The 25,218-nt window shown below is 67.8% G+C and carries 23 protein-coding genes and 1 pseudogene; 12 read left to right on the forward strand and 12 right to left on the reverse strand.

Annotated elements, in window-relative coordinates:
• Positions 1-71: 71 nt before the first annotated feature.
• A complete protein-coding gene (locus tag ACQEVY_RS23825) occupies positions 72-1,409 on the reverse strand; it encodes an MATE family efflux transporter (RefSeq protein ID WP_432951515.1) in 1,338 nt (445 codons plus the stop codon).
• 459 nt (positions 1,410-1,868) lie between these two features.
• On the opposite strand from ACQEVY_RS23825, the gene dnaB reads away from it, so the two are divergent.
• Positions 1,869-3,341, forward strand: a complete 1,473-nt coding sequence (gene dnaB, locus ACQEVY_RS23830; RefSeq protein ID WP_328770344.1) for a replicative DNA helicase — start codon at positions 1,869-1,871, stop codon at positions 3,339-3,341.
• 291 nt (positions 3,342-3,632) lie between these two features.
• Positions 3,633-4,376, forward strand: a complete 744-nt coding sequence (locus ACQEVY_RS23835; RefSeq protein WP_432951516.1) for a TnsA-like heteromeric transposase endonuclease subunit — start codon at positions 3,633-3,635, stop codon at positions 4,374-4,376.
• On the opposite strand, the gene ACQEVY_RS23840 is transcribed toward ACQEVY_RS23835, so the two are convergent.
• The 3 genes from ACQEVY_RS23840 to ACQEVY_RS23850 are packed head-to-tail and all read right to left on the reverse strand — an operon-like array spanning position 4,307 to position 8,518.
• The gene (locus ACQEVY_RS23840; RefSeq protein ID WP_432951517.1) at positions 4,307-5,278 is read right to left on the reverse strand and encodes a succinylglutamate desuccinylase/aspartoacylase family protein; all 972 of its coding nucleotides are present in this window, start codon (positions 5,276-5,278) and stop codon (positions 4,307-4,309) included. The genes ACQEVY_RS23835 and ACQEVY_RS23840 overlap by 70 nt on opposite strands.
• 18 nt (positions 5,279-5,296) lie before the next feature.
• Positions 5,297-5,467, reverse strand: a complete 171-nt coding sequence (locus ACQEVY_RS23845; RefSeq protein ID WP_432951518.1) for a hypothetical protein — start codon at positions 5,465-5,467, stop codon at positions 5,297-5,299.
• A 24-nt stretch (positions 5,468-5,491) separates the two neighbouring features.
• The gene (locus ACQEVY_RS23850) at positions 5,492-8,518 is read right to left on the reverse strand and encodes an aminotransferase class III-fold pyridoxal phosphate-dependent enzyme (protein WP_432951519.1); all 3,027 of its coding nucleotides are present in this window, start codon (positions 8,516-8,518) and stop codon (positions 5,492-5,494) included.
• 934 nt (positions 8,519-9,452) lie between these two features.
• On the opposite strand from ACQEVY_RS23850, the gene ACQEVY_RS23855 reads away from it, so the two are divergent.
• From ACQEVY_RS23855 to ACQEVY_RS23880, 6 genes and pseudogenes are all read left to right on the forward strand, one after another.
• Positions 9,453-10,670, forward strand: coding sequence for a helix-turn-helix domain-containing protein (locus ACQEVY_RS23855; protein ID WP_432951520.1), 1,218 nt, complete (start codon positions 9,453-9,455; stop codon positions 10,668-10,670).
• Positions 10,671-11,149: 479 nt separating this feature from the next.
• Entirely contained in the window at positions 11,150-11,833 is a 684-nt protein-coding gene (locus tag ACQEVY_RS23860) for a haloacid dehalogenase type II (RefSeq protein WP_432951521.1), read from the forward strand.
• A gap of 57 nt (positions 11,834-11,890) precedes the next feature.
• Positions 11,891-13,174, forward strand: a complete 1,284-nt coding sequence (locus ACQEVY_RS23865) for an NAD(P)/FAD-dependent oxidoreductase (protein ID WP_432951522.1) — start codon at positions 11,891-11,893, stop codon at positions 13,172-13,174.
• 203 nt (positions 13,175-13,377) lie between these two features.
• Entirely contained in the window at positions 13,378-13,680 is a 303-nt protein-coding gene (locus ACQEVY_RS23870) for a hypothetical protein (protein ID WP_432955368.1), read from the forward strand.
• Positions 13,681-13,719: 39 nt separating this feature from the next.
• Positions 13,720-13,968 (forward strand): annotated as a pseudogene (locus ACQEVY_RS23875) (hypothetical protein); the annotation flags it as partial.
• A gap of 125 nt (positions 13,969-14,093) precedes the next feature.
• Positions 14,094-15,479 carry a serine hydrolase domain-containing protein gene (locus ACQEVY_RS23880; protein ID WP_432951523.1) on the forward strand — a complete coding sequence of 462 codons (1,386 nt, stop codon included), beginning with the start codon at positions 14,094-14,096 and terminating at the stop codon, positions 15,477-15,479.
• Positions 15,480-15,601: 122 nt separating this feature from the next.
• Here the strand turns inward: ACQEVY_RS23880 and ACQEVY_RS23885 are convergent, their stop codons facing one another.
• The 3 genes from ACQEVY_RS23885 to ACQEVY_RS23895 form a co-directional block, all read right to left on the reverse strand.
• Entirely contained in the window at positions 15,602-16,054 is a 453-nt protein-coding gene (locus ACQEVY_RS23885; RefSeq protein ID WP_432951524.1) for an N-acetyltransferase family protein, read from the reverse strand.
• Positions 16,055-16,161: 107 nt separating this feature from the next.
• On the reverse strand, positions 16,162-17,028 hold the full coding sequence (locus tag ACQEVY_RS23890) for a GNAT family N-acetyltransferase (protein ID WP_432951525.1): 867 nt from the start codon (positions 17,026-17,028) through the stop codon (positions 16,162-16,164).
• A gap of 5 nt (positions 17,029-17,033) precedes the next feature.
• Positions 17,034-17,597, reverse strand: a complete 564-nt coding sequence (locus tag ACQEVY_RS23895) for a DUF2269 domain-containing protein (protein WP_432951526.1) — start codon at positions 17,595-17,597, stop codon at positions 17,034-17,036.
• Positions 17,598-18,193: 596 nt separating this feature from the next.
• On the opposite strand from ACQEVY_RS23895, the gene ACQEVY_RS23900 reads away from it, so the two are divergent.
• The gene (locus ACQEVY_RS23900; RefSeq protein ID WP_432951527.1) at positions 18,194-19,669 is read left to right on the forward strand and encodes a globin domain-containing protein; all 1,476 of its coding nucleotides are present in this window, start codon (positions 18,194-18,196) and stop codon (positions 19,667-19,669) included.
• Positions 19,670-19,692: 23 nt separating this feature from the next.
• Here ACQEVY_RS23900 and ACQEVY_RS23905 read toward each other — a convergent pair whose 3' ends face one another.
• The 5 genes from ACQEVY_RS23905 to ACQEVY_RS23925 all read right to left on the reverse strand — a co-directional run bounded on the left by ACQEVY_RS23905 (position 19,693) and on the right by ACQEVY_RS23925 (position 23,400).
• On the reverse strand, positions 19,693-20,175 hold the full coding sequence (locus ACQEVY_RS23905; RefSeq protein ID WP_328770350.1) for an NUDIX hydrolase: 483 nt from the start codon (positions 20,173-20,175) through the stop codon (positions 19,693-19,695).
• A gap of 42 nt (positions 20,176-20,217) precedes the next feature.
• Positions 20,218-21,123 carry a LysR family transcriptional regulator gene (locus ACQEVY_RS23910; protein WP_328770351.1) on the reverse strand — a complete coding sequence of 302 codons (906 nt, stop codon included), beginning with the start codon at positions 21,121-21,123 and terminating at the stop codon, positions 20,218-20,220.
• 217 nt (positions 21,124-21,340) lie between these two features.
• Positions 21,341-22,480, reverse strand: a complete 1,140-nt coding sequence (locus ACQEVY_RS23915; protein ID WP_432951528.1) for a cystathionine gamma-lyase — start codon at positions 22,478-22,480, stop codon at positions 21,341-21,343.
• On the reverse strand, positions 22,477-23,013 hold the full coding sequence (locus tag ACQEVY_RS23920) for a low molecular weight protein-tyrosine-phosphatase (RefSeq protein WP_432951529.1): 537 nt from the start codon (positions 23,011-23,013) through the stop codon (positions 22,477-22,479). Before ACQEVY_RS23920 ends, ACQEVY_RS23915 begins: the two co-directional genes overlap by 4 nt.
• Before the next feature lie 9 nt (positions 23,014-23,022).
• The gene (locus ACQEVY_RS23925; RefSeq protein WP_432951530.1) at positions 23,023-23,400 is read right to left on the reverse strand and encodes a phage holin family protein; all 378 of its coding nucleotides are present in this window, start codon (positions 23,398-23,400) and stop codon (positions 23,023-23,025) included.
• Positions 23,401-23,448: 48 nt separating this feature from the next.
• On the opposite strand from ACQEVY_RS23925, the gene ACQEVY_RS23930 reads away from it, so the two are divergent.
• The 3 genes from ACQEVY_RS23930 (at position 23,449) to ACQEVY_RS23940 (ending at position 25,208) form a co-directional block, all read left to right on the forward strand.
• Positions 23,449-23,766 carry a cupin domain-containing protein gene (locus ACQEVY_RS23930; protein ID WP_033321271.1) on the forward strand — a complete coding sequence of 106 codons (318 nt, stop codon included), beginning with the start codon at positions 23,449-23,451 and terminating at the stop codon, positions 23,764-23,766.
• Between the two features lie 160 nt (positions 23,767-23,926).
• Positions 23,927-24,139 carry a DUF5326 family protein gene (locus ACQEVY_RS23935; RefSeq protein ID WP_328770354.1) on the forward strand — a complete coding sequence of 71 codons (213 nt, stop codon included), beginning with the start codon at positions 23,927-23,929 and terminating at the stop codon, positions 24,137-24,139.
• Positions 24,140-24,494: 355 nt separating this feature from the next.
• The gene (locus tag ACQEVY_RS23940) at positions 24,495-25,208 is read left to right on the forward strand and encodes an IclR family transcriptional regulator (protein WP_432955369.1); all 714 of its coding nucleotides are present in this window, start codon (positions 24,495-24,497) and stop codon (positions 25,206-25,208) included.
• The last annotated feature ends 10 nt before the right edge of the window (positions 25,209-25,218 follow it).

A 25,218-nucleotide genomic window follows, 5' to 3' on the forward strand; every position in this document is an offset into this window, starting at 1 on the left:
CCCGCCGTTTCACGTGAAACCGAGCGAGCTTGGGGGCGATTCTGCTTCACCCGGTGCTGGATCGGCTCTTCTCAGCGCGTGGCGCCAGTGACGATCCAGCGACCCGAGCGGGAGCGCAGCCACAAGGTCAGCATTCGCAGAGCCATCATCAGGGTCATCGCTCCCCACAGCGCTGTCAGGCCGCCGCCGAGAACAGGTACGAGCAGGGCGACGGGCGTGAAGATGGCGAGCGTCACGAGCATCGCCCGTGCCAAGTACGGGCCGTCCCCGGCGCCCATCAGAACGCCGTCGAGTACGTAGACGATGCCGCAGATCGGCTGGGACAGGGCCACCACGATGAGAGCGGGCAGCGCCGCGTCCTTGACCATCGAGTCACTGGTGAACAGCGGGACGAAGAGCGGCCGCGTGACGATCACCAGCACACCGAGTACGACGCCGACCGCGATGCCCCACTCCACCATGCGGCGGCAGACCTCACGGGCGCGTTGGGCGTCACCGGCGCCGAGGTAGCGACCGATGATCGCCTGACCGGCGATGGCGATCGCGTCCAGGGCGAAGGCGAGCAGACTCCATAGCCCCAGGATGATCTGGTGCGCGGCGACGTCCGCGTCGCCAAGTCGCGCCGCCACGCCGGTGGCGATCAACAGGATGGCCCGCAGCGAGAGCGTACGGATCAGCAGAGGCGCCCCGGCCTGGGCGCAGGCGCGTATCCCGGCGGCATCCGGCCGCAGGGAGGCGCCGTGCTTCCGTGCTCCACGGACGACGACGGCGAGATATACCGCGGCCATACCGCACTGTGCGATGACAGTGCCCCAGGCAGAGCCGGCGATGCCGAGGTCCGCGCCGTAGACGAGGCCGACGTTGAGGGCACCATTGGCGATGAAGCCCGCGATGGCGACGTACAGCGGTGTCTTGGTGTCCTGCAGTCCGCGCAGGACTCCAGTGGCGGCGAGAACGACGAGCATCGCGGGAATGCCGAGCGCCGAGATCCGCAGATACGTGGTGGCGTAGGGGGCGGCGGTGTCCGAGGCGCCGAAGAGCTCCACCATGGCGGGGGCCGTCGGCACGACGATCGCGATGATGGCTGCCCCCAGCAGGAGCGCGAGCCAGATGCCGTCCATGCCCTGACGGATCGCTGCTTGCAGATCGCCCGCGCCGACCCGGCGCGCGACGGCGGCTGTGGTGGCGTACGCCAGGAACACGAAGATGCTGACGGCTGTGGTGAGGAGGGCGGAGGCGACACCGAGACCGGCGAGTTGCGGAGTGCCGAGATGGCCGACGATGGCGCTGTCGGCCATGAGGAAGAGGGGCTCGACGACGAGTGCGCCGAAGGCCGGGACGGCCAACGAGACGATCTCTCGGTCGTGCCGGCGCCGGGCAGCCTTGGGCTCCGCTGAGGCCTGTGTCATGCACATCAATCTAATCTTCCACAGGTAAGAGATGCAATGCTTGATAGCCCCTTACGTCTCTTCTTGTGTGAAGTGCCGTTGCGGGGCGTTCGTAACGATCTTGATTCTGCTGTGGAAGTTTTTCTTCTGCACAGCCGGTGGACGGGATATTCGCAGGTCAAGGCTTGTTTGGAGGATGAGGCCCAGGCTTGTTCACAGGTCTGTCCACCGGGTCGTGCACAGGTTTTGCGAGGTTCTCCACAGCATCCGGGCGGTCGTCCACATGGCCTGTGGATAACCAGATTGGCGGACGGTGCCCGCAGGCCTAACGTGGTCCGGCGCCCTGCTCCTCTTCCGTCCTCGGAAACCTCGCAAAAGCGACGGGTGAGAACCGGAGTTGGGCCTCTCATTTGTCAGTGCCGTGCCGTAGAAAGATGAGGCACGGCTAGGTCCGCTCGGCGGACGGGAGGAGGTGGCTCGGTGAGTATTTCCGAGCCCTTGGACGATCCGTGGGCCGACAGCGGTCCCAGTGATCGTCTGCCCGCCTCCCGTCGGCGTGATGGTGGCAGGGGGCGCGACGAGCAACACGATCGTGGACGGGACAACGGCGTCTGGGACGGCGGAGGTTCGTCCTTCGAGCGTGTGCCGCCCCAGGATCTGGACGCTGAGCAGTCCGTCCTCGGCGGCATGCTGCTGTCCAAGGACGCCATTGCCGATGTCGTCGAGTTGCTCAAGGGCCATGACTTCTACCGGCCGGCGCACGAGACCATCTACAGCGCGATCCTCGACCTCTACGCGAAGGGCGAGCCGGCCGACCCGATCACGATCGCCGCCGAGCTCACCAAGCGCGGTGAGATCAGTAAGGTCGGCGGCGTCTCGTATCTGCACGGCCTCGTTCAGACGGTACCGACGGCGGCCAACGCCGAGTACTACGCGGAGATCGTCCACGAACGGGCGGTGCTGCGCCGCCTCGTGGAGGCTGGTACGCGCATCACACAGATGGGGTACGCGGCCGACGGTGACGTCGACGAGATCGTCAACAGCGCCCAGGCAGAGATCTACGCGGTGACCGAGCAGCGCACCACGGAGGACTATCTGCCGCTCGGCGACATCATGGAGGGTGCGCTCGACGAGATCGAGGCGATCGGTTCGCGTTCGGGGGAGATGACCGGTGTGCCGACGGGCTTCACCGATCTCGACCAGCTCACGAATGGTCTGCACCCCGGCCAGATGATCATCATCGCCGCGCGTCCTGCCATGGGTAAGTCCACGCTGGCGCTGGATTTCGCACGGACATGCTCGATCAAGCACAACATGCCGAGTGTGATCTTTTCGCTGGAAATGGGCCGTAATGAGATCGCGATGCGTCTGCTGTCGGCGGAGGCGCGGGTGGCTCTGCATCACATGCGTTCGGGGACTATGACGGACGAGGACTGGACCCGGCTCGCGCGCCGGATGCCGGATGTTTCGGCCGCTCCCCTTTACATCGACGACTCCCCGAACCTGTCGATGATGGAGATCCGCGCCAAGTGCCGTCGACTCAAGCAGCGCAGCGACCTGAAGCTCGTGGTCATCGACTATCTGCAGCTGATGCAGTCGGGCGGTTCCAAGCGGGCCGAGAGCCGTCAGCAGGAGGTCTCCGACATGTCGCGGAATCTGAAGCTTCTGGCCAAGGAGCTGGAGCTTCCGGTCATCGCGCTGTCGCAGCTGAACCGTGGCCCTGAGCAGCGTACGGACAAGAAGCCCATGGTCTCGGACCTGCGTGAATCCGGGTCGATCGAGCAGGACGCGGACATGGTGATTCTGCTGCACCGCGAGGATGCGTACGAGAAGGAGTCGCCGCGCGCCGGTGAGGCGGACATCATCGTCGGCAAGCACCGTAACGGTCCGACAGCGACGATCACGGTCGCCTTCCAGGGCCACTACTCGCGCTTCGTGGATATGCAGGCCTGAGTCTTCGACTGTTGTAGGGCCTCAGATTTCGCTGCAGAGTCTCACGCTCCGCTTCATATCGGCTGCACTTATGAAGCGGCCGTGAGACAAGCAGGTCGGGGCGTTCACTCTTTCGGGCTACTGGCTCCAAGCTCAGGCGTCTGCTCTCGACGGCGGGCAGTCTGGTCGTACGGACCACGGTCTGGGTGGGGGTACGTCGTGGACATTGCTGCGGAAGTCGTGGTCAGAGTGCGCCGCCGTGATGGCGACGAGGTCGAGGAGTATGCCTAGTCGGCCGCTTCCAAGGATCTGTTGGCCTCCGCGGCCCCGTGGCGGCTAATCCGCTGGCACCGAGGGCAGAAGCATTACTCGGGTACCTACTGGTCAGCGACCATGCGCGACCACGTGCTCTACGAATCCCGCCTGGAGCTGGCCCGATTGCTTTTCGCAGACTTCGAACGCAGCGTCCACGGCATCGTGGCTCAGCCCTTTCTGCTTCAGACCGTGCTGGAAGGGAAGATCCGCAAGCACATCCCGGATTGTCTCCTGCTCACCGACCAGGTGCCGGTGATCGTTGACGTCAAGCCGCTCCACCGTGTGTCCAAGCCCGAGGTCGCGTTCACCTTCGAGTGGACCCGGCAGGCGGTGGAGGCGCGCGGATGGAAGTACGAGGTCTGGAGCGAGCCTCCGACGGTGGAGCTGGAGAATGTCCGATTCCTGGCGGGCTACCGCAGGGACTGGCTGTTTAGCGCCGCGCTGCTGGAAGAGCTTCGTGGAATTGATCTCGATGGAGTGCCCTTGGGACGGGCCGTGGCCTCTCTGCCTGGTCAGCCGGGACCCCAAGTTCGGTCAGCCATCCATCCGCCGTGCTGTTGGTGGAGACAGTCCGCAAGACCGGCTTGGATACACGATTCTCCTGGAAGGAGTGAAATGGGGCCATCTCGGTGGGGTAGGGGGATGGGATCAGTGGGCGGGCGTGCGGCCCGTCAGTGGTGCGGGGTGGCGATGGCGGCGAGGTGCGTGCCGGGGCGGACGGAGAGCCCGTTCATGTTGTAGATGATCTTTCCGGTGGCGATGGCGGTGATCTTGTGCTCGGTGCCGTCGACCGGGTCGATGATGCGGCCGATGGTCTGTCCCTCGGTCACCTCGTTACCGGTGGCCGCGTCCGGGTACCAGAGGCCTGCGGTCGGAGACTCGACGTCGCCCGTCCAGATCCAGTCGCGCGGCTGCACGGTCGGCGGCTTGACGTGCTCCGACGCCTCGATGGCACCGAGGTGGTGCAGGATCCGGTACAGGGCGTCGAGCAGCCTGCGCACGGTGGCGGGGTCGCGTTCGCCGAGTTGCCCGGTCTCGACGAGGATGGCGGGGATGCCCTGCCGGTTCGCCGCGGCGTGGCTGTTGCCGCCGGCCGGGCTGGTGCCGAAGATGACGCGCTCGTATCCGACCGCGTGGGCCATCGCCTTGTTCTTCGCGTCCAGCTCGTCGTCGCCGGTCAGGCGGTAGCCGACGAAGTCGAGCAGGTGCTGGTCGATGCCGCCGCTGTGCAGGTCCACGTAGGCGTCGGCGCCGTCGATGACGTACTCGAACAGCCAGGCCGCCATCCGCTCGGTGGGGCCGCCGTCCTTGTCCCCGGGGAAGACGCGGTTGATGTTGACGCCGTCCAGCGGGGAGATGTTGAGCCTGCCTCCGTAGACGGCCGGGGGGTTGGCCACGGGGCAGATCACGACCTGGCCGGCGACCTCGTCCGGTTCCAGCAGTCCGGCCAGGCGGGTGGCCGTGTCGACGCCGATGAACTCGCCGCCGTGGACGCCCCCGGTGATCACCACCCGGGGGCCGGGGCGGGATCCGTTGACGAGGACCAGGGGCACCTCCACTGTCGTGGTGCCGAGGTCGGCCGACAGGCTCCCGCGGGTCTTCTGGCCGGGCTCAGCCCTCAGCGCGCCGATGGTCAGGGTCATGTGCTTCCTCTTTCTGGCTCAGGCCGCGGAGCGGCCGATTGTGGTGAAGAAGTCGATCGACTGGGAGGTGCGGCGCTCCAGGGTGAGGTCCGCGGCGATGTCGCCCATGGCGGGCGAAAGCTTGAAGCCCTGGCCGGAGAAGCCGGCCAGCAGGGCACTTCTCGCGTTTCGCGGGCCGCTCTCGTTCATTGCCTCAGTGGACGGTTGCCCGCCTCAGGACTGAACGGCCGAGCGCAGCTCGGGCAGGGACAGGACCTCGTCCAGCGCGTCGACGTAGACATCGACGTGCTCGCGACGGAAGGTCATGGGCGGTTTGATCTTCAGTACGTTGTCGTGCACGCCATTGGGGAAGACGATGACGCCTCGCTCCTTCATGAGCTCGGTGACCATGAAGGCCTGCTCAGTGGCCGGCATTTTGGTGGTGCGGTTGCGGACCAGTTCGACGCCGAGGTAGAGCCCTTCTGCCCGCACGTCACCGATGAGCGGTTGGCGCTGCTGGAGCTCGCGCAGCGACTGGGCGAAGTACCCGCCCACGCTCACGGCGTTCTCCCTCAGCCCATCCTGCTCGACGATGTCGAGCACGGCCTCGCCGATCGCGCAGGAGACCGGGTTGCCGCCGAAGGTGTTGAAGTACTTCATGCCCGTGTCGAACGCGTCGGCGATCTCTCGAGTCGTGACCACCGCCGCGAGGGGGTGCCCGTTCCCGAGCGGCTTGCCCATCGTGACGATGTCCGGGACCACCCCCTGGAGCTCGAAACCCCACCAGGGCCCGAGTCGTCCGACGCCGACCTGGACCTCGTCGGAGATGCACAGGGCGCCCGCTCGCCTTGCAGCGGTGAACACGCCGTCGAGGTAGCCGTCGGGGAACACGATGTTCCCACCCGATCCCATCAAGGACTCGGCGATGAAGGCGGCCGGGGGTCGGCCGTCGGCCGTGATCCGCTCGATGACAGCCGCGGCGTCGCGCGCGTACTTGACTCCGGCGTCCGCGTCGTCGTACCCGTAGGTACTGCGGTAGCGGTCCGGGATGACGACCTCGTGGGTGGTCGCGGGCGCACCGGCGCCGCCGGGGCCCTTGTAACGGTTCGGGCTGATCCCGGTCACCACGCCGGTGTTTCCGTGGTACGCGCCGTCGATGTTGACGATGTGCTGACGACCTGTCACCTGGCGGGCGATCCGCAGCGCCAGGTCGTTTGCCTCGCTGCCGGTGCACACGAGGAAGACGACCTCGAGCGGGTCGGGCAGGGTGGCTACCAGCTTCTGCACGTAACTGGCGATCTGCGGGTAGACGAAACGGCTGTTGGTGTTGAGCTTGCGCAGCTGTCGGGTGGCGGCGGCCGTCACGCGTGGCTCGGCGTGGCCGACGTGGGTGACGTTGTTCAGCGAGTCCAGATAGGCCAGGCCGTCCTCGTCGTGGAACCACACGTCCCGCCCACGCACAAGGTTCATCGGGGTGCGGTAGTAGTTGCGCTGGGAGCGAGCGATGTGGCGACGGCGCACTGAGACGACGTCGTCGATGGTGGGGGCCGCGGCGGGGGATTCGGCGAACCCGAGGAGCCGGGCGGGGTCGGGTGACAGGTGGCTCCACATCTGCCGTGCGGAGGGCGGCACGGCACGAGGCGGCGGCCACGTGGCCATCCGCGCGGCGCGGTGGACCTGCACCTGGACGCAGGGCCCGAGTGGGTCCGTCTCATCGCTCGCGCCGGCGCGTCCCAACGGCGCCCCGGCCGGGACTGTCGCCGCAACGGGCGGCGTGTCGTCGAGTCCCCACCAGCACGTCCAGAACTCCAGCCCTTCGACCGCATGTCGCAGTACCAACGGCATCCCTGCGCCACCGCGGGCCTCGACGATGCCGGACAGCGGGCTGGCAACCTCCTCGGCGTCTGCCACGATCAGCGAGCCGCCGACCTGAACCGTCGCGGGCTCGTCGGCTCCCGGGCGGCGCCGGCCCCCAAGGAGCAGCGATGCGCTGAGGTGGGGCACGTAGCCCCGTCGCCGTCGTCCGTCGAGGATGTCGTCGATGCTCGCGCGCACCGCCCTCGCGTCGTGCCAGTCGACTTCGTCGTAGAGATCACTTGCCGGTCGCAGGTCGAGCAGTCGCGGGGCCGGTGCGTACGGGGCACCGTCTCGGGCCGCCTCTGCCAGGACCTCTTCCAAACCCAGCTGCTCCCGCGTCGGGGGGAGCCCACACACAACCCGGAACATCGCCTCGGCGACGTCGGGGCAGACCTCGGCCACCTGCGCGATCGCGGGCCAGGTGTGTTGCATGCGGGTCCGCCCGTACGGCGTGTCGCTCTCGGCGACCCGGCGCGTCCACGTCACGGCGTTCATGCACAGCCGGGCGGCCGCCAACGGATAGACGGCCGCCAGTTCCTCAGCCGTGAGGGGGAGCACCGAGTGGAAGCCGGCCACGACTTCGGCCGCCGCAGCGAGCGGGTCGGCCTTGCGGACCATGGCGTAGCCCGCCGCGATCGCCACCTCCGCCGCGCGCACGCTGTGGAGCGAGTCGCCCAGGTCGACGATGCCCGAGATCCGCAGCACCCCGTCCTCGTCAGCGTCGGCCAGGACGTTGGCGTCATTGAGATCCTGGTGTACGACGCTCCGAGGCAGTCGATCCCATGCCGGCAGGAGATCGTCGTACCAGCTCATGATCGTGCGCACCGACTCCCGCCGGTCCGCGTCCTGTACCGCGTGCAGCGACGCCTCGACAATCTCAGCGGCCCGGCGCATGTCCCAGTCGTGCGGTTCCAAGCCCACCGGTGGCTCCACGCTGGAGAGTCCGAGGCTCAGCCGCCCGGCGGCTTCTCCCAGCTGACGCAGAAGCGCCGCGGGGTGGTCGTCGAGTTCCGCCAGGACCCGGCCCTCAAGCCAGCTCATCACGCGAACCACGTGCGTTCGGCCCTCGTGGACGACGTCGGCAAGGCACTTCCCCTCGCGTGTCTGGACCAGCCGTGGCACCGGAAGGTCGGGAACGGTGGAGGCCAGATGCTGGAGGAGCGAGTTCTGCCAGAGAACGTCGGCCGAGTCCGGCTCCGCGCGGGTGACCCGTACGAAGTAGCGCATGCCGTCGTCGCCGGTGATCCGGACGTTCTGGTCGACCTCCCCTCCCAGGGGATGCTGGACATATTCCTCGAGTCCGAAGGACTGCCGCAGCACGTGATCGAGGAGCGAGCCCGGCAGTGGGCCGGTGTGACCGGGGATGGTCGTTCCGTCCTGGCCGGTGGTGGTCGCTGAGGTCATCGGTGCGTTCTCTCTCTCGTCGTCAGGTCGCTCATCACTCACCGTGGGACTGGCCACGACGCTCAGGTCTTGGCCAGTCCCCCGCCGCCACCCGTGTCGGCTTTGCCCGACGCTGTCAGCCAGCTCCCGGACGGTCCGATTGGTTGCAGTTGCCGCAGGCGGCGGGCAGGGCAGCCTCGGCTGTGTCTCGATCGCCTTACGGGCTGCGCAGACCTTGGCCAAGTCGACGACCGACAGGTCCAGGGCGACTCCACCGTTTGGTGCTTCGCCTCGATGCCCCACTCCGACGGCCGCAGGGGCCCGGGCCAGGACGCGCTCCAGCACTTGGTCGGCATCAGATCCGAGGTGGGCCGTCCGTCAAAGGCGGAGCGCTCATCGAGACCGGTCATCTGCTCACGCGGCGGCGGTTATGACGTCCCAGGTGACGTTGGAGGGAGCACCCCGCGCAGCGCCTGGGCGGGGTCCAGCGGTGTCCTCATGGTCCTCGACCCTCGCCTTGAGCTCGGCGTAGCCTCTGGGGGAGTCCTGGGTGATCTCGATATTCCGCTCTGCCTGGCGAACCGGTTGGCTCGGCCGCCCTGGTCATCGCCTCCTGGTGGGCTCCGTAGCGGAAGGCCGACATTGAGCCGAGCAACGCGGTGCCCCTCAGCAGCGCCTACTCAAGGTGACGGACTGGGGGTCAGGTGCCTACGGAAGTGCCATAACTGCTCCAAGTGCGTGGTCATGTCACGAGGTCTCTCCAGCCCGAGGTGATGCGTCAGATGAAACACCGCGGAGAATCCGGCAACAAGGGACGCGAGGTCGCGACATCGACCCCGTATTTTGTGCTTGTGCACAATTACTGCCAGGGAGCCCCACCGGCATGTCAGCGGTATTACCCGGAGGCGGCCCCGGATTCGTACGGTGACGGCTGTCGTCGGGAGAGGCGGTCCTCGTGAGCGGCCCGGGACGCCGTCAGGGCGGGGCCCGCCACGACGCCGTGCAGGCGATCGCGCGCCGGCTGCTCGAGGAACGACTCGACGAACTGACCTCTCGTGCTCTCGAACGACTGGAAGCCGAGGAGCCCGCCTACGCGTCGGCGGATTGGGACCCGGTCCAGAAACGGGAGGGGATGCGACGAACCCTCGAACTCGCCCTGACCCGGCTGGCCGGCGGTCCTGTGCCCCGGACGGTCTCGCGCGCCACCGAGGACGTGGGACGCGAGCGAGCGGAGCAGGCGTTTCCCCTGACCGCTCTGATGCACTCCTTCCAGCTGGACCTCAGGACCCTGTGGGAGGCCGTGCTCGCAGAGGGGCGAGCACGTGGCATCAGCGCCGATCCCGACTTCCTCGACGGGCTGATCCGCGTCTGGGAGGCGACGGACGCCAACAGCGTCGAGGTCGTCGACGCCTACCGCCGCACCGAGCGCGACCTGGCGAGCCATCGTACGGAGGTGCGCAACCGCGCCTTCACCCGTCTCGTCCTGGAAGGGGAGCAGGATCCCTCCATCGTCGCCGAGGCCTCCACGTTGCTGGGCTTCTCCGAGAACGTCGCCCTGACCGTGGTCGTGGTCGAATCCGTTCCTACCGGGGACCCGGCTGTGTCCCAGGTCGACGACGCGCTGCGTCGAGGCGGCCTGCTGCGTCACTTCGGATGGATGGGCGACGAGCTCCTCGGCATCATCGGTCACGGACGGCGCGATGAAGGGGCCGTGCTTGCCATGCTCCGGCCGTTCGCCCCGTGGCGCTGCGGCGTCGCGGAAGTTCCCGGCCTGGCGCTGACGGCGCGGGGCATCCGGTTCGCGCGTGCCGCGATCCGCAGCTCCGCGCAGCCCGGAGTGCGGCATGTGGAGGGCCACTGGGTCGGGGCGATCATGTCGGCGCAGGAGGAGCTCACCGGTGCGATGGCCACCGGCGTGCTGCGCTCACTCCTCGAGCTGCGCGACCGCGACAGCATCGTCGAGACCCTGCGCTGGTACCTCGACCTGGGCTCGGTCGCCGAGGTGGCCGCACGCACCTACCGTCACCGGAACACGGTGGGCAATCGCCTGCAGGCCGCGGAAGAGGCGACCGGGCTGAAGCTGTCACGACCGAACGACGCCGCCCGGCTGGTCCTCGCCCTGGCTTGGCTGGAGACGGACGCGGGCGCCCGCTTCCGGGCGACGGTGTCCTGATCCACCGATTGCTGGACGGGGCAAGGCAACCGGCCGGGGCCGCGACCGGGAGAGCTGGAGCAGCAGCGCCAAGCGGCCGCGGTTCGCGCCGGAGCCGCTCGCGGTGCCTCTCAGAAATTGTGCACAGGCACAAAATACGCGGTCGATCTCGCGGCCTCACGTCCCTTGTTGCCGGATTCTCCACAGTGCTTCACTGACGCAACACCTCGAGCCGAAGAGAGGCTCATCGCATCGCAGCAGTGATGATGCTGCCGCCGACCCCCTGATCAGCATTCGCCGTCCCCGGCCTGTCGGGGGCTCGTCCTCCAGCGGTGGCCCCTCGGGCACCCCCCTCAGCCCTCATGCCCCCTAGGCAGGTCGTCGCCCCAACGCCTCGGCAGCCTCCTGAACTTCCGATGCGGCCGACCTGGCCGCACTCGACGAGATCGTGACTCCCGGTAAACGGAATGTCCTATATGTCCGGAAAGAGGTTGAACATCATGCGTCAGATCGTCACCTTCGATGCTTACGGCACCCTGGTCGACTTCCAGCTCGGCCCCACCACCCTGAAGGTCCTGGCCGACCGGCTGGACCTGGACCGTCTGAACGTCGACGAGTTCCTCGACGACTTCCGAATCATGCGGTTCCACGCCGTCCTGGAGGCATACCGCCCCTTCCGCGAGCTGCTGCCCGCCAGCCTGGAGATAGCGATGCGTCTGCACGGCCTGGAGTACCGGCAGTCCGACGGCGAGGCCCTGGTCGCGGCCGTGCCCACCTTCGGCCCTCACCCCGAGGTCCCGGCCGCCCTGCGGGCGCTGAAGTCCCGGTACGAGATCGCCATCATCTCCAACACGGACGACGACCTCATCGCCCAGAACCTGGCCAACATGGGCGTCGAGTTCGACCATGTCATCACCGCCCAGCAGGCCAAGGCCTACAAGCCGTCCCGGCAGGCCTTCGAGTACGCCTTCCAGGCCATGGACATCGACCCCGCACAGGTCATCCACGTCGCCCAGGGCTGGGAGTACGACCTCATCCCCACCCGCGACCTCGGCCTGGCTCGCCGCGTGTGGATCAACCGCTACGGCCACAACGGCTCCATCGGAGCCCGCGGCAGCGCCGACTACCAGCCCTTCGACGAGCTGCCCGACCTGTCCGGCCTGCCGGCCCTGCTCGGCTGCTGAAGCCGGGACCCAGACAAAGCACCCCCGGACTACCAGGAAGACCCGAGGACGTACGTCATGAAGCAGATCCCCTACTGGCTCGACACAGCTCCTGCCTTCCCCGACCGGACCGGCAAGCCCCTCCCCGAGCAGGCGGACCTGGTGGTCATCGGCGGCGGCCTCACCGGCCTGTCCACTGCCTACCACGCGGCACGCAAGGGCGCCCACGTCGTCCTCGTGGAGAAGGACAAGGTCGGCTCCGGCGCCTCCGGGCGCAACGGCAGCATGTGCACCCAGGGCATCACCATCAGTCCCGCCGAGGCGCGCAAGCGCTACGGGCAGCCGCGGGCCAGGGAACTGTACGACGCCTTCCGCGAGGCGGTGGACCTGGTGGAGGAGCTGACGGTCAAGGAGCAGATCGACTGCGACTTCCACCGCGTAGGGCGTCTGGGAGTCGCGTTCAAGCCGCAGCACTTCGAGAGCATGCGGGCCAAGCAGCGCGACCTGGCCGACAACTTCGGCCACGACACCACGCTGCTGAGCAAGAACGATCTGCGTGCCGAGCTGGGCTCCGACTACTACCACGGAGCCCTGCTCGACCCGCTCAGCGCGCACCTACACGTCGGCAAATACGTCCATGGTCTGGCCGAGGCCGCCGAACGCGCCGGGGCTCAGATCCACGAACGCAACGCCGCCACCGCGCTGCACCGCATCCCCGAGGGCGGTTTCCTCGTCGAGACCCTGCACGGCACCATCCGCGCCAAGCAGGTCATGGCGGCCACCGACGCATACACCGACAAGGCCATGCCCTGGTTCCGCAAGCGGCTGATCAACGTCGGCAGCTTCGTCATCGTCACCGAGCCACTGGGCGAGGAGCGGGCCCGGCAGCTCATCCCCAACAACCGCGTGGTCGTGGACTCCAAGAACATCGGCCACTACATCCGCCTCACCCCGGACAACCGCCTCGCCTTCGGCGGCCGGGCCCGCTTCGCCCCCTCCGACCCCGCCTCGGACGTCAAGAGCGGTGACGTCCTGAAGCGGGAGATGACCGAGATCTTCCCGCAGATGGCCGGGGTGAAGATCGACTATGTATGGGGCGGCATGGTCGGCTTCTCCTACGACCGCGTTCCGCACGCGGGCGAGGACAACGGCCTCTACTACTCCATGGGTTACTGCGGCCACGGCGTCCAGATGGCCACCTACATGGGCCGCGCCATGGCCGAGGTCATGGACGGCCACCCGGAGGCCAACCCCATGCGCGGCTTCGGCTTCCCCAAGGTTCCGGTGCCGTTCTACAACGGCACCGCCTGGTTCCTGCCCTTCGCCGGGGCGTACTACAAGGCCAAGGACCGGCTGCTCTGACCTTCAGCAAGAGGCATTCGTCAAGTTGCGTGCCGCAGTTACTAATACCAGCCAACCCTGGTCACTCAGATCAACCGCCTGGAGCGGGACCTCGGGCAAGCACTGCTCTAACGCGCGAGCGCGGTCGGGCTAGAAGCTGACCCCTTCGGGAAGACTGCCATGACAGCAGCCAGCACCGTCATCATTGACCGGTGACCACATGGATGCGCTGCTACTGGGACGAGGAAGACACCTGGTTCTACTTCGAGGTCGACGCTGAAGGCTGGGTGATCCGGCAGGTCGAACTCGAAGGGCCTGAGCTGACCCCGATCGCAGCTGCCTCCCTCGCCGAGTGGCAGCGGGCCTACGACGCAGGCCGCCTCGATGAGTACGACAGCAGGTCCGGGATCACAGCTGAGCTGCCCGTCTCGGAATGGGAAGGCCACGACCCCGAGCAACTTACCTCCGAGGAGTTCGAGGAAGTCTGGGGTCCTGCTCGTCGGCAGATCGCATCCCGGCCCGGCTGACCTCTCGGCCCCGCTGAGGCTTCTTGGCATCATCTCGACATGGCCCCGACCCTTCCCCGCACCGTCCGAGCCGTCGACACCGCTCAGCTCCTGGACCTCGCCCAGGAGGCCGCCATGCACGGCTTCAGCCAGCGGCTCCCGGTCGACTGGCTCCAAGAGCACCTCGCTGCAGAGGCGACGCACTACCTGTTCCCTACGCTCGTGCAGCGGCTCAGACACCGTCCCGAGGTGCCGGTGCAGTGGAGGTGCCAGCAGCTGCTGACAGCCAGGAGCGCAGGAACCCCCTGGTCAGGGCTGTGCTCTATGGCACGAGCCGCGAGATCCTACAGCTGTTGTCGCTGCGTTTTGCTTTCGATCCGGCCGCGGTCCTGTCGGCGCTCGACGCCGGGCCTCCGACCAGGTGGACTGGGCTCATGACGACATCTCAGGATGAGCTGCTGCCCGGAACGCGCCGGGCCCTGCTGCACCGTATTGCCACTGCTCAGGCCGAGGGACGGGCGCCGTCGATGGTGGCCGGGGTCGTGCGGGGCGGGGAGGCGGTGTGGCACGGGGCGCGTACCTCGGTGGACGGGCATGGGCCGGACGAGAACGTGCAGTACCGGATCGGGTCGATCACCAAGACGTTCACCGCGGTGCTGGTGATGCGGTTGCGGGACGAGGGAGTGCTGGACCTCGGCGATCCGCTGGAGAAGTATCTGCCGGACACCGGAGCGGGGGAGGCGACGATCGCCGAACTGCTCGCGCATACGGGCGGGTTGGCGGCCGAGTCGCCCGCGCCCTGGTGGGAGCGTACGCCGGGCTCGCTGCGCCCGGAGCTTGCCGATGTGCTGGGCGAACAGCCGCACCGGCATCCCGTCGGGCGGCGGCACCATTACTCGAACCCCGGTTATACGTTGCTGGGCGCGTTGGTCGAGGAGCTCAGGGGCGCGCCTTGGGAGGAGGTCCTGCGGCATGAGGTCCTCGAGCCCTTGGGACTGCACCGTACGAGCAGCCGCCCACAGGCACCGCATGCGGGCGGCTGGGCCGTGCATCCCTGGGCGGATGTGATGCTGCCGGAGCCTGCTGAGGACCTGGGCCGGATGGCGCCGGCCGGTCAGCTCTGGTCGACCACGGGCGATCTGGCGCGCTTCGCCGCCTTTCTGGCCGAGGGGGACGATCGTGTGCTGAGTGCGCGGTCGGTGCAGGAGATGCGTACGCCCGCGGCGCCGCCTGAGGCCGATGAGGTGGCGGCAGGCATGGCCTATGGCCTCGGCATGCAGATTCTGCACCGGGACGGGCGGATCCTTGTGGGGCATTCGGGATCCCTGCCGGGCTTCCTCGCCGGTCTCGTGATCAGCGTTGAGGACGATCTGGCCTCAGTCGTGCTCGCCAACTGCACCTCGGGCCCGTTGGTGATGACGGTTGCCGCGGACCTCGTACGCATCGTCGCCGAGGCCGAACCCCGGCTCCCCGAGCCGTGGCGGCCGTTGCCGGAAGTCGACGCATCCGTACTGGAGTTGGCGGGGCCGTGGTACTGGGGCACGCAGGCATCCGCACTGCGTCTCACCGCCGATGGAGGCGTCTCACTCGGACCCCTGTCCGGCAATGGCCGTCGCTCGCGCTTCCGGGCCAATGGCGACGGGACGTGGACGGGGCTCGACGGCTACTACGCGGGGGAACTTCTGCGGGCCGTACGGCGCCCCGACGGGTCGGTAAGTCATCTGGACCTCGGGTCGTTCGTCTTCACGCGGCAGCCGTACGACGAGGGGGCGCCGGTGCCGGGCGGGGTGGATCCAGAGGGGTGGCGCGGGATTCGGTAGCCGCGGCACCGGACAAGCAGCGTGGTGCGCGACAAGGGCGTCCCGACCGAGAGCGTTCCACACGGGGGAGGCGTCGTGTTTCACGTGAAACACGACGCCGCGGAGGGATGCCATACACCGTCTCAGAGGGGAAGCTTGAACCCCACGTGGGAGGCTGTGAAGCCGAGTCGTTCGTAGAACCGGTGGGCGTCGGTGCGGGTGGCGTCGGAGGTCAGCTGGACCAACTGGCAGCCCTCGCGCCGGGATTGGTCGACTGCCCATTCGATGAGCTGGGAACCCAGGCCGCTGCCGCGCTCGTCGGTGCGAACCCGTACGCCTTCGATGATTGAGCGGGTCGCTCCCTTACGGGACAGGCCAGGAACGATCGTGAGCTGGAGAGTGCCGACGACGCGGCCTTCGCGTTCGGCGACGACCAAGTGCTGGTTCGGGTCACCGCTCAGGCGGTTCAGCGCGGTCAGGTACGGAGCCAGGTCGTCCGGTGACTCGCGCTGGGCACCCAGCGGGTCGTCGGCAAGCATGGCGACGATGACCGGGATGTCGTCCGCAACAGCGGGTCGTATCTCAAGGTCTCCCATGGGGGCAGCCTATGTGGGCACGTCCTGCGCAGACGTGTCCGAGGCGGGCGCGGGCGTGGCCCGTCCACCACGGATCCGCTGCCCAGGCGGTCTCTTAGAGGGGCGACTCAGCCCGCCGCCACCGTCAGTGGAGCGAACCTGCGCGTCCAGTCGCCGGGGAGGTCCGGGATGCCGTACGTCATCACCGCGTTGAAGCCGGCAGAGGCAAGGCCGTGTGCCTTGACCCACGCCAGCAGTTCCTCGTGCCGTACGTCGATATCTGTGCGCAGTGCCTGAGAGGTGTGGGCTGCCAGCGAGGCGATGAGCGCCTTCGCCGTCTCCGTGTCCTGGGCGATCAGAGGACCAACGACATGGTTGTCGATATTGGGCCAGGCGGCCGCGTACCCGGTGATCTGCCCGTCTTCCTCGGCGACGCGAAGTTGATCGGCGAAGGCCGGCAGTCGCGTGATCATGTGCGTGCGGTCGGTGCCGAAGACCTCCTGGTCGAGCCGGAGGATTGCGGGAAGATCCTCGGCCGTGGCCCTGCGCGTGGTGGCCTCCGGCTCCGGACCGCCGGGCGTGAAATGTCCGCGGACCATCTCGGCTCGGCCAGTGGTCTTGAAGCCCAACTCCTCGTAGAGGGGGCGGCCGTACGGCGTCGCATGCAGGGTCAGCGGGGTGGTGCCCTGTTCAGCGACAACATGACGCATCAGGCGGCGGCCGACGCCCTGCCGTGCGTGTCGTCGGGCGACCAGCACCATGCCGATCGCGGCCAGATCGGGACGCTCCCGCGGTCCGTACGAGGTCACGACGCAGGCGCTGACAAGACCGCCGTCCGGGTAGTCGATGCCGTAACCCCTGCCCGCCGCCAGGAGCAGACCCCACTTGTGCTCTTCACGGGGCCAGCCCACGTTCTCGGACAAGTCGGTGCAGGCGGCGAGGTCACGGGGCGTCAGACCGCGGATGGGCAGGTCGGCAAGGGAAGGAGTCGGCACGCTGGTCAGGCTGTCTGACGGGCGCGCTCGGCGTCCACCGATTTCCGGGCAGTCATACGTAGTTTTTGACCACGCCGAGTCAGTCCCCAGGGCTTGAGGACCGAGATCACCGTCATGAAGACATAGGCGGACAGCGACACGATCGGCCCGGCCAGTACCTCGCTGACGTCGGGTAGAGGGCCGCCTACGGAGACGGCGGCGACCGCGGAGTTGACCCCGGGGCGCAGCGCGAACACCGTGGCGGTCATCGTGGCCAGAGTCAGCCAGAACTTCGTGTAGACCCATCGGTGCTTCGCCAGACCCCACGGAGTGCCCAGGGACAGCACCAGACCGCTGAGGAACGTAAGGAATGCGAGGGGGAGCAGGAGCCAGTCGGCGAAGAGCTTCATGGCGCGGACGGAAGCCTCGACGGTCACTGCGGAACCGGTGGTGGTCGCGGTGATTCCGAGAGCGAGCAGGCCGAGCGTGAGCCCGAGCCAGCATGCTGAGGCGGCTACATGGACAACGAGGGTGGCCCGGCGTGCGGGGCGGGTTAGTTTCACGTGAAACACCGTGCCGGGCGCGAGCATCGAGGACGTCTGACAGCGGGAGTATTCCCACGTACTAGCCTCGGCGTACAAAGCGAGACTTCATCTCTTCGATCCGTCAATGCGGATCAGCATCTGACGGGTTTGACCACGTACTCCTCTGTGGGGCGCGTGATCTGGTGGATGCCTATCAACTGGTCCGGCATCCCCGGTAATCGGAGGAATTGATGGTTCGCCCCGCGCAATTCTGGGCGCAAGGAACTGGGGACTTGTGCGGTGGACCGGGACCGGTAGGGTCGACTCCGGTTCCAGTGTGATGTGTGTGCGTCTCGCGTGCAGATCCCGCAGGGAACGAGCGCAGGTCAACGCAGCCTAACGGGACGGAGAGATCGAAGACCCGCATTCTCCGTAATGCGGCCAGGGTGTTGGTACAGGGTGGGACGCTGCCATGGCGGTACTGCGGCCATTGTCACACTCTTGCCTTACTTGTCCGTAGGGGGCGGGATTTCGGGTTTGAATGTGCCCGAATTGGCCAGCGGGACAGAACGGAAAAACAAGCCGTCTGCGGGGGAAAGCAGGCATCTTCCGATCGAGGAAGTGCGCAGACCGACCGAAAGATGTTCGAGGCGAGGCACACCATGGACGCTCCGACCACCACGTCGGCCGACAACGGCACTTCAGGGGGCAGCGGCGAGGGCGGCTGGTTCACGCCGCGCAGGCAGCCGGAGCCGCCCGCGGGCGGCGAGCAGGAGCCGACCGAGGGCACCCGCCTGGCCGCGTTGCGCCCCGTGGGCAGGCCCGCGGCGGACCACGGCGAGGCAGCGCAGAAACGAATAACTCCCCTCGCGGAAGCCGCTCCAGCCGACGCCGGTGCCACCGAAGCCAGAGCCGGTACCTCAAACGCCTCCCCTACCGACGCCCCCGGCGAGCCCCGCACCCCAGCCCAGCCAGACCCACAACCCCGCGTCCCCGAGCAGAGGTCAGCCCCCTCCCGCCCCGCGTCCCCCGACGCAGTCCGTGTCCGCCGCACCATGGCCGAGGTGGCCCCCATTGCCGACAAGGTCACCTCGTACTTCTACGCCCTGCTCTTCGTGCGCTACCCCGATCTGCGCCCGCTTTTTCCGGCCGCGATGGACACCCAGCGGGACCGGCTGCTCAAGGCGCTGCTGACCGCGGCCGAACACATCGACAACACCGAGGTCCTGGTCGCGTATCTGCAGAACCTCGGCCGAGGGCACCGCAAGTACGGCACCCGCCCCGAGCACTACCCAGCTGTCGGTGAGTGCCTCATCGGGTCCCTGAGCCGGTACGCCTCGGCGGTCTGGGACGAGGAGACCGAGGCGGCCTGGATCCGGACGTATACGACGATCTCGCAGGTCATGATCGATGCCGCGGCCGCGGACGAGCTGCGGGCTCCGGCCTGGTGGCACGCCGAGGTCGTCTCGCACGACCTCAGAACCCCCGACGTCGCCGTCATCACCGTCCGCCCCGACCAGCCGTACCCCTTCCTCGCCGGGCAGTACACCAGCCTGGAGACTCCCTGGTGGCCGCGGATCTGGCGGCACTACTCCTTCGCCTCGGCACCCCGCTCCGACGGCCTGCTGTCCTTCCATGTGAAGGCGGTCCCGGCGGGCTGGGTCTCCAATGCGCTCGTGCACCATGCCCGGCCCGGCGACATCATCCGGCTCGGCCCGCCTGCCGGCTCGATGACCGTCGATCACACCACCGACAGCGGGCTGCTCTGCCTGGGCGGCGGCACCGGGATCGCCCCGATCAAGGCACTCGTCGAGGACGTCGCCGAGCATGGCGAGCGGCGTCCGGTCGAAGTGTTCTACGGTGCCCGAACCGATCACGACCTGTATGACATCGACACGATGCTGCGGCTCCAGCAGATTCACCCCTGGCTCGCGGTCCGCCCGGTCGTCGACCAGCAGGCGCATGTCCAGCTCCCCGACGCCATACGGGAGTACGGGCCCTGGAACGAGTTCGACGCATATCTCTCGGGCCCGCCCGGCATGATCCGCAGCGGTGTGCACACGCTGAGAGACATCGGAATCCCGTCCGATCGGATACGCCACGACTCGGTCGAGGAACTCGTCGCGGCCGCGGACTGACCCGCCGCCTGAGGAGTGGGGCGTCAGCCCAGGTCGGGCGCCTGCAGTGCCCGTACACCCTCGATGTTGCCGTCCAGATAGTGCCGCAGCGACAGCGGTACGAGATGGACGGAGGCGATCCCGACCCGGGTGAAGGGAATGCGTACGATCTCGTACTCGCCGCTCGGCTCGTCGATCTCGGGGCCATGGCGCTGGGCGGGGTCCATCGACTCCAGCCGGCACACGAAGAAGTGCTGGACTTTCACGCCGGTGGTGCTGGCGTCCGCACCAATGTGCTCGACGGTGTCGACGAAGCAGGGCACCACGTCGGTGATCTTGGCGCCGAGCTCTTCGTGGACTTCACGGTGGAGCGCGTCGACGACGGATGTGTCCTCCGGCTCGACCCCGCCGCCGGGCGTCAGCCAGTAGGGATCCACGCCGGGCTTGGTGCGCTTGATCAGGATTAGATCGTCGCCGTCCAGCAGGACGGCGCGGGCGGTGCGCTTGACCACGGGTCGGACGGTCATGGAAGGAATGTGGCCCGGCTGGTTCCACGTGAAACATCGACCTCAGGACCAGTCGGTGGCGGCCTCCAGCAACCATTCGTGCGCCCGCGCGATATGCGGCATGGCGAGCGTGCCAGTGCGCACCACCAGGAAGTACGTACGCAGCGGGGGCACCGCGGGCTCGAGCAGAGCCACCACGTCGCCGGACTCCAGCGCCGATGCGCACAGATAGCGGGGCAACACCGCGAGCCCCGCGCCGGTGATCGCGCAGGCGAGGACTGCGCGCAGGTCGGGGACGATGATGGTGCCCGACGCTGCAGGGCGGGAGTCGAAGACGGCGGCCCAGTAGCGGGCGACGAACGGCAGCGACTCGTGCACCTCCACCACGGGGAAGTTCTCCAGCGCGGGCGCGCCCTCGCAGAGCAGCTTGTCGGAGCCGATACGGGCCTCCCAGCGCGGCGAGGCGACCAGGACGTGCTCCTCGTCGCAGAGCGGAGTCGCCGTGAGCAGGGCGCCGCGGGGACGGGCCGTACTGATGGCCAGATCGTGATGTCCGGCGGCGAGCCCTTCCAATGTCTCCTCGGCATTGCCGAAGGAGGCCCGCAAGGCGAGGCCCTGGCCGTCGTCTCCGGTCAGCTCGGTCAACGCGGGCAGGGCACGCTCGGCGGTGAACTCCGGCGGCCCGGCCAGGTGAAGGGTGCGTACGGACGAGGCTTCGTCGACTCCGGTCTCGGCGATCTCCACAAGGGCGTCCAGATGCGGGGCGGCCTTGTGGGCGAGTTCGTCGCCGATGGTCGTGGGGGTCACGCCGCGGGCCTGGCGCAGAAAGAGAGGCCGTCCCAGCTGACGTTCGAGGGTGCGGATCTGGGAGGTGACGGCCGGCTGCGAGAGGCCGAGCAGCGCGGCGGCGCGGGTGAAGGAGCCGGCCCGGTGCACGGTCACGAAGGTCCGTAGCAAGGCCAGATCCATGGTGTGTTGCCCCTTTCTCCAGCCCCACGGCAGCGCTCAACTATAAATAAGTCGATAGGTCTCTGTCGTTACTGTGATTGGACACTGACACAGAGTCAACTAGCCTTGTTCGCACGGTTCTTCGCGCGCAGAACCGGGACGGTCCGAGCCACGAGGGGGGAGGCTCGGACCGTCCGCCGTCCACGTCCGTGTTGCTGACCGGTCACTCAGGAGTCCGTCACCGCGCCGATTCCTCGAGGGCGCGCAGCACATCCGCCACCAGGTCCTCGGGATCCTCGGCGCCGACCGAGAACCGGATGAAGCCCTCCCCGACCGCGTCCCCGCCCCAGCGGCCGCGCCGCTCAGCCGTGGACCGCACCCCGCCGAAGCTCGTCGCATCGTCCACCAGTCGCAGCGCCTCGAGGAAACGCTCGGCACGCGCGCGCGTGGGCAACGAAAACGACACCACACACCCGTAGCGCCGCATCTGCTGTGAGGCGATCTTGTACGAGGGGTCGTCGGGCAGCCCCGGATAGCGCAGCCCCGTCACCTCGTCCCGGCCGCGCAACGCCTCGGCCAGTGCCAGGGCAGTCGCGTTCTGCCGGTCGACGCGCAGCTGGAGCGTGGCGATGGAGCGGTGTGCGAGCCAGGCCTCCATCGGCCCCGGAATCGCTCCGGCGATCTTGCGCCACCGCCGTACGGCGGCCATGGCCGAGGCGTCGCCACCGGTGACGTACCCCAGAAGGATGTCCCCGTGCCCGGTGAGCTGCTTGGTGCCGCTGGCCACCGCGAAGTCGGCGCCGAGCTCCAGCGGGCGTTGCCCGAGCGGAGTCGCGAGGGTGTTGTCGACGGCGACCAGGCAGCCACGCGCGCGCGCCGCCTCGGACAGCCGCCGGATGTCGCACACATCGAGTCCCGGGTTCGAGGGGGTCTCGAGCCACAGCAGCTTCGCGCCGTCGAGAACCTCGAGCTGGGAGTCGCCGCTGGTCGGCGCGGTGCGCACCTTGATGTCGTACGCCTCGAGCTGCGCGCGTATGAGCGGCAGCACCTGGTAGCCGTCGCTGGGCAGCACGACCGCGTCGCCCGCGCGCAGCTGCGAGAAGAGGACCGCCGAGATGGCCGCCATACCGGAGGCGAAGACAAGCGTTTCGACGCCGTCCTGTCCCGGCGCCTCCAGCTCGCCGATGGCGCGCTCAAGGCCGTTCCAGGTCGGGTTCTCGTCGCGGCCGTAGGTGTACGGGCCTGTGGCCTCGCCCGGCAGGTGGTAGTGGGCAGCGAAGACCGGCCCCGGGAGAGCCGGCTCGTGCTTGACGGGATCGGGCAGCCCGGCCCGCACCGCGCGCGTGCCGTCACCCACCCCAGTACCGAGATCCGTCATGCCGCCCGTCCCTCCACCTGCTCCTGAATCGCGGCGAGCAGCCCCACGCTCGCCGCCTCCACCATCTCAAGGCACTCTTCGAAGCCGTCTATGCCGCCGTAGTAGGGATCCGGTACGTCGAGGTCGTGGCCTGCGGAGTCAGAGGGGGCGTGCGAAGCACTGGGGGCGTGGTCGGGCGACGGGCGGGCGTACGAGCGCAGCAACCGGACCTTCTCCGCGTCCGCCGACGTCGGCGCGAGGCGCCGCAGTGCCTCCAGATGGCCAGTGTCGAGCGCGATGACCAGGTCGAGCCGGGAGAACCACGAGGCCCGGAACTGGCGGGCAGTGTGGTCGCAGTCGTAGCCGTTCGCCGCCAGGACGGAGACCGTACGCGGGTCGGCGCCGTCACCCTCATGCCAGCCGCCGGTGCCGGCGCTGTCCACCTCGACCAGTCCGTCGAGCCCGGCCTCCGCCACACGCGTGCGGAAGACGGATTCGGCCATCGGGGAGCGGCAGATGTTGCCGGTGCAGACAAAACACACGCGATAGGGCATCAGGATCGCTCAGTCCTTGTCGGGGAGGACGACATTCAGCGCCCAGGAGACGACGGAGATGATCAGGCCGCCCAGGACGGCGGTCCAGAATCCCTCGACATGGAAGCTCAGGTCGAGTTTGTCCGCGAGCCATGAGGTGAGTAGCAGCATCAGGGCGTTGATCACCAGGGTGATCAGACCGAGCGTGAGGATGAACAGCGGGAAGGTCAGCACCTTCACAATGGGCTTGACCAGGAAGTTCACCACTCCGAAGATCAGCGCCACGAGGAGCAGGGTGCCGATCTCCTTGCCCGTGCTGTCGCCGGTCAGGGTGATTTTGTCGAGAAGCCAAACGGCGACGGCGAGAGCGCCCGCGTTGGCGATCGTCTTGACTACGAAATTCATCATGTGTCTGATCGTGGCAGACGAGATCGGTAACGAGTGCGGACGAGGGCGATGAAGGCATTCCGGCTGGACGAACTGGAGGCGGAGCGCGCCGCCAACGACGGTGCGTATCTCCAGTTTCTACGCGAGAAGAACATGTCGGTCGGCCTGTACGCGCTGAACGCGGGCACGCAGGACCCGCAGCAGCCCCACCGCCAGGACGAGGTGTACTTCGTCGTCAGCGGCCGTGCCGCGATCACGGTGGGCATGGAGACGACGCAGGTGGCGCGCGGCAGCGTCGTCTATGTGCCCGCGGGGGTGGCCCACAAGTTCCACCACATCAGCGAGGATCTGCGGGTTCTGGTGGTCTTCTCTCCGCCCGAGAGCTGAGGTCCCGTCTCAGGGTTCCCTAGGGGAACGATCAGGGGAGGACAAGGGGTGCTGAGCCCCCGTCGGAACCCCTGTCGCGCCTAGCATCGAAGGCAGGACATTCGTGACTCGTCGCCCCCTCAGCAGGGGGCGGCGGGCAGAGAGACAAGGAACAAGGGCGATGCGTGAAATCTTCGCGGGGATGCCGTGGTGGGTGAAGTGGGTCGTGGTGCCGGTCATCGCTCTGGTCGTGTTCGGCGGAGTGATAGCGAGCGTCGTCGGGTTCGTGATCGGCCTGCTCTTCAAAGTGCTGGTGTTCGTGGCACTGGTCGGCGGAGTCATGTACGTCGTACGGAAGTTCATGACGAGCTCCTCATCACGAAGTGACTGGTAGAACACCTGGTGGAGCAGGTCGTGCAGTAGATCGTGTGTGGCGGAAGCGAGCGGCGGGGCTTCCGCAGGGGTTGCCGACAACCGGTCGGCAATAACAGGAATCAACGATTCCCTCGGGGGAGGGAAGTTTCGGGCCAGGCCGTCCGCGAGCGGTGGCGGACGGTTAAAGTCCGGAATTCGACGCGGGGTTGATCCCCGCGGGCGGCGCACAGCCCCCTCCCGTGACACCCCGCACGGGTGGCCCCCTCGCGCGTAGGGAGTGACCCTTGGCCACTACTGACACCGCATCCCCAGGACCGAACGCCCCCTCCACCGAGCCGAACCCCACGACCCTCATCGGATCCGTGCAGCGTGCGATGCGCCTCCTGGAATCTGCCGCCCAGCACGAGCACGGGGCCCCGGCCAAGCAACTGGCCCGCGAGGCCCACCTCGCGCTGCCCACGGCGTACCACCTGCTGCGCACCCTGGCGCACGAAGGGTATCTACGCCGCGACAAGGGTCTGTTCTTCCTCGGTGAGGCGGCCGAGCGGCTCAGCAGCAGCGCCGCCCGGCAGAAACGTCGCAGCACGGTGGTCGATGCGCTCGCGCAGTGGCGCGATTCGATCGGGGTGCCCGTGTACTACGCGGTCTACCGAGAGGGTGAGATCGATGTCCAGTGTGTCGCCGACAGTCCGGCCAATCCGGCGGTCGAGGAATGGGCCGACTTCCGCGAGACCGGGCACGCGCACGCGATCGGTCAGTGCCTGCTGTCCCAGCTCGACGAGGAGGCCCGCCGTGACCACCTCGACCGGTATCCGGTGCAGTCGATCACTCCGTACACCGTGCGTGACGATCGCATTCTGTTGCGGCGCCTGGACGGGACCAAACGCATGCAGCCCGTGATCGAGCGTCAGGAATACGCGTTGGGAACGGTCTGCGCCGCGATTCCGATCATCGCGGGCACCACAGTCGGCTCGATGGCCATCTCACTGCCCGCCCACCAGGCGGACCGACTTCTGCCCGCGGCACGTCAGTTGCAGAGCGAGATCGGCAGGCTGCCAGGGACGCTCGCCCTCTCTATCAGCATCTGAAAACTCACTC

Origin of the sequence: Streptomyces sp. CA-288835 (assembly GCF_050936385.1) — a bacterium.
Lineage (GTDB): Bacteria > Actinomycetota > Actinomycetes > Streptomycetales > Streptomycetaceae > Streptomyces.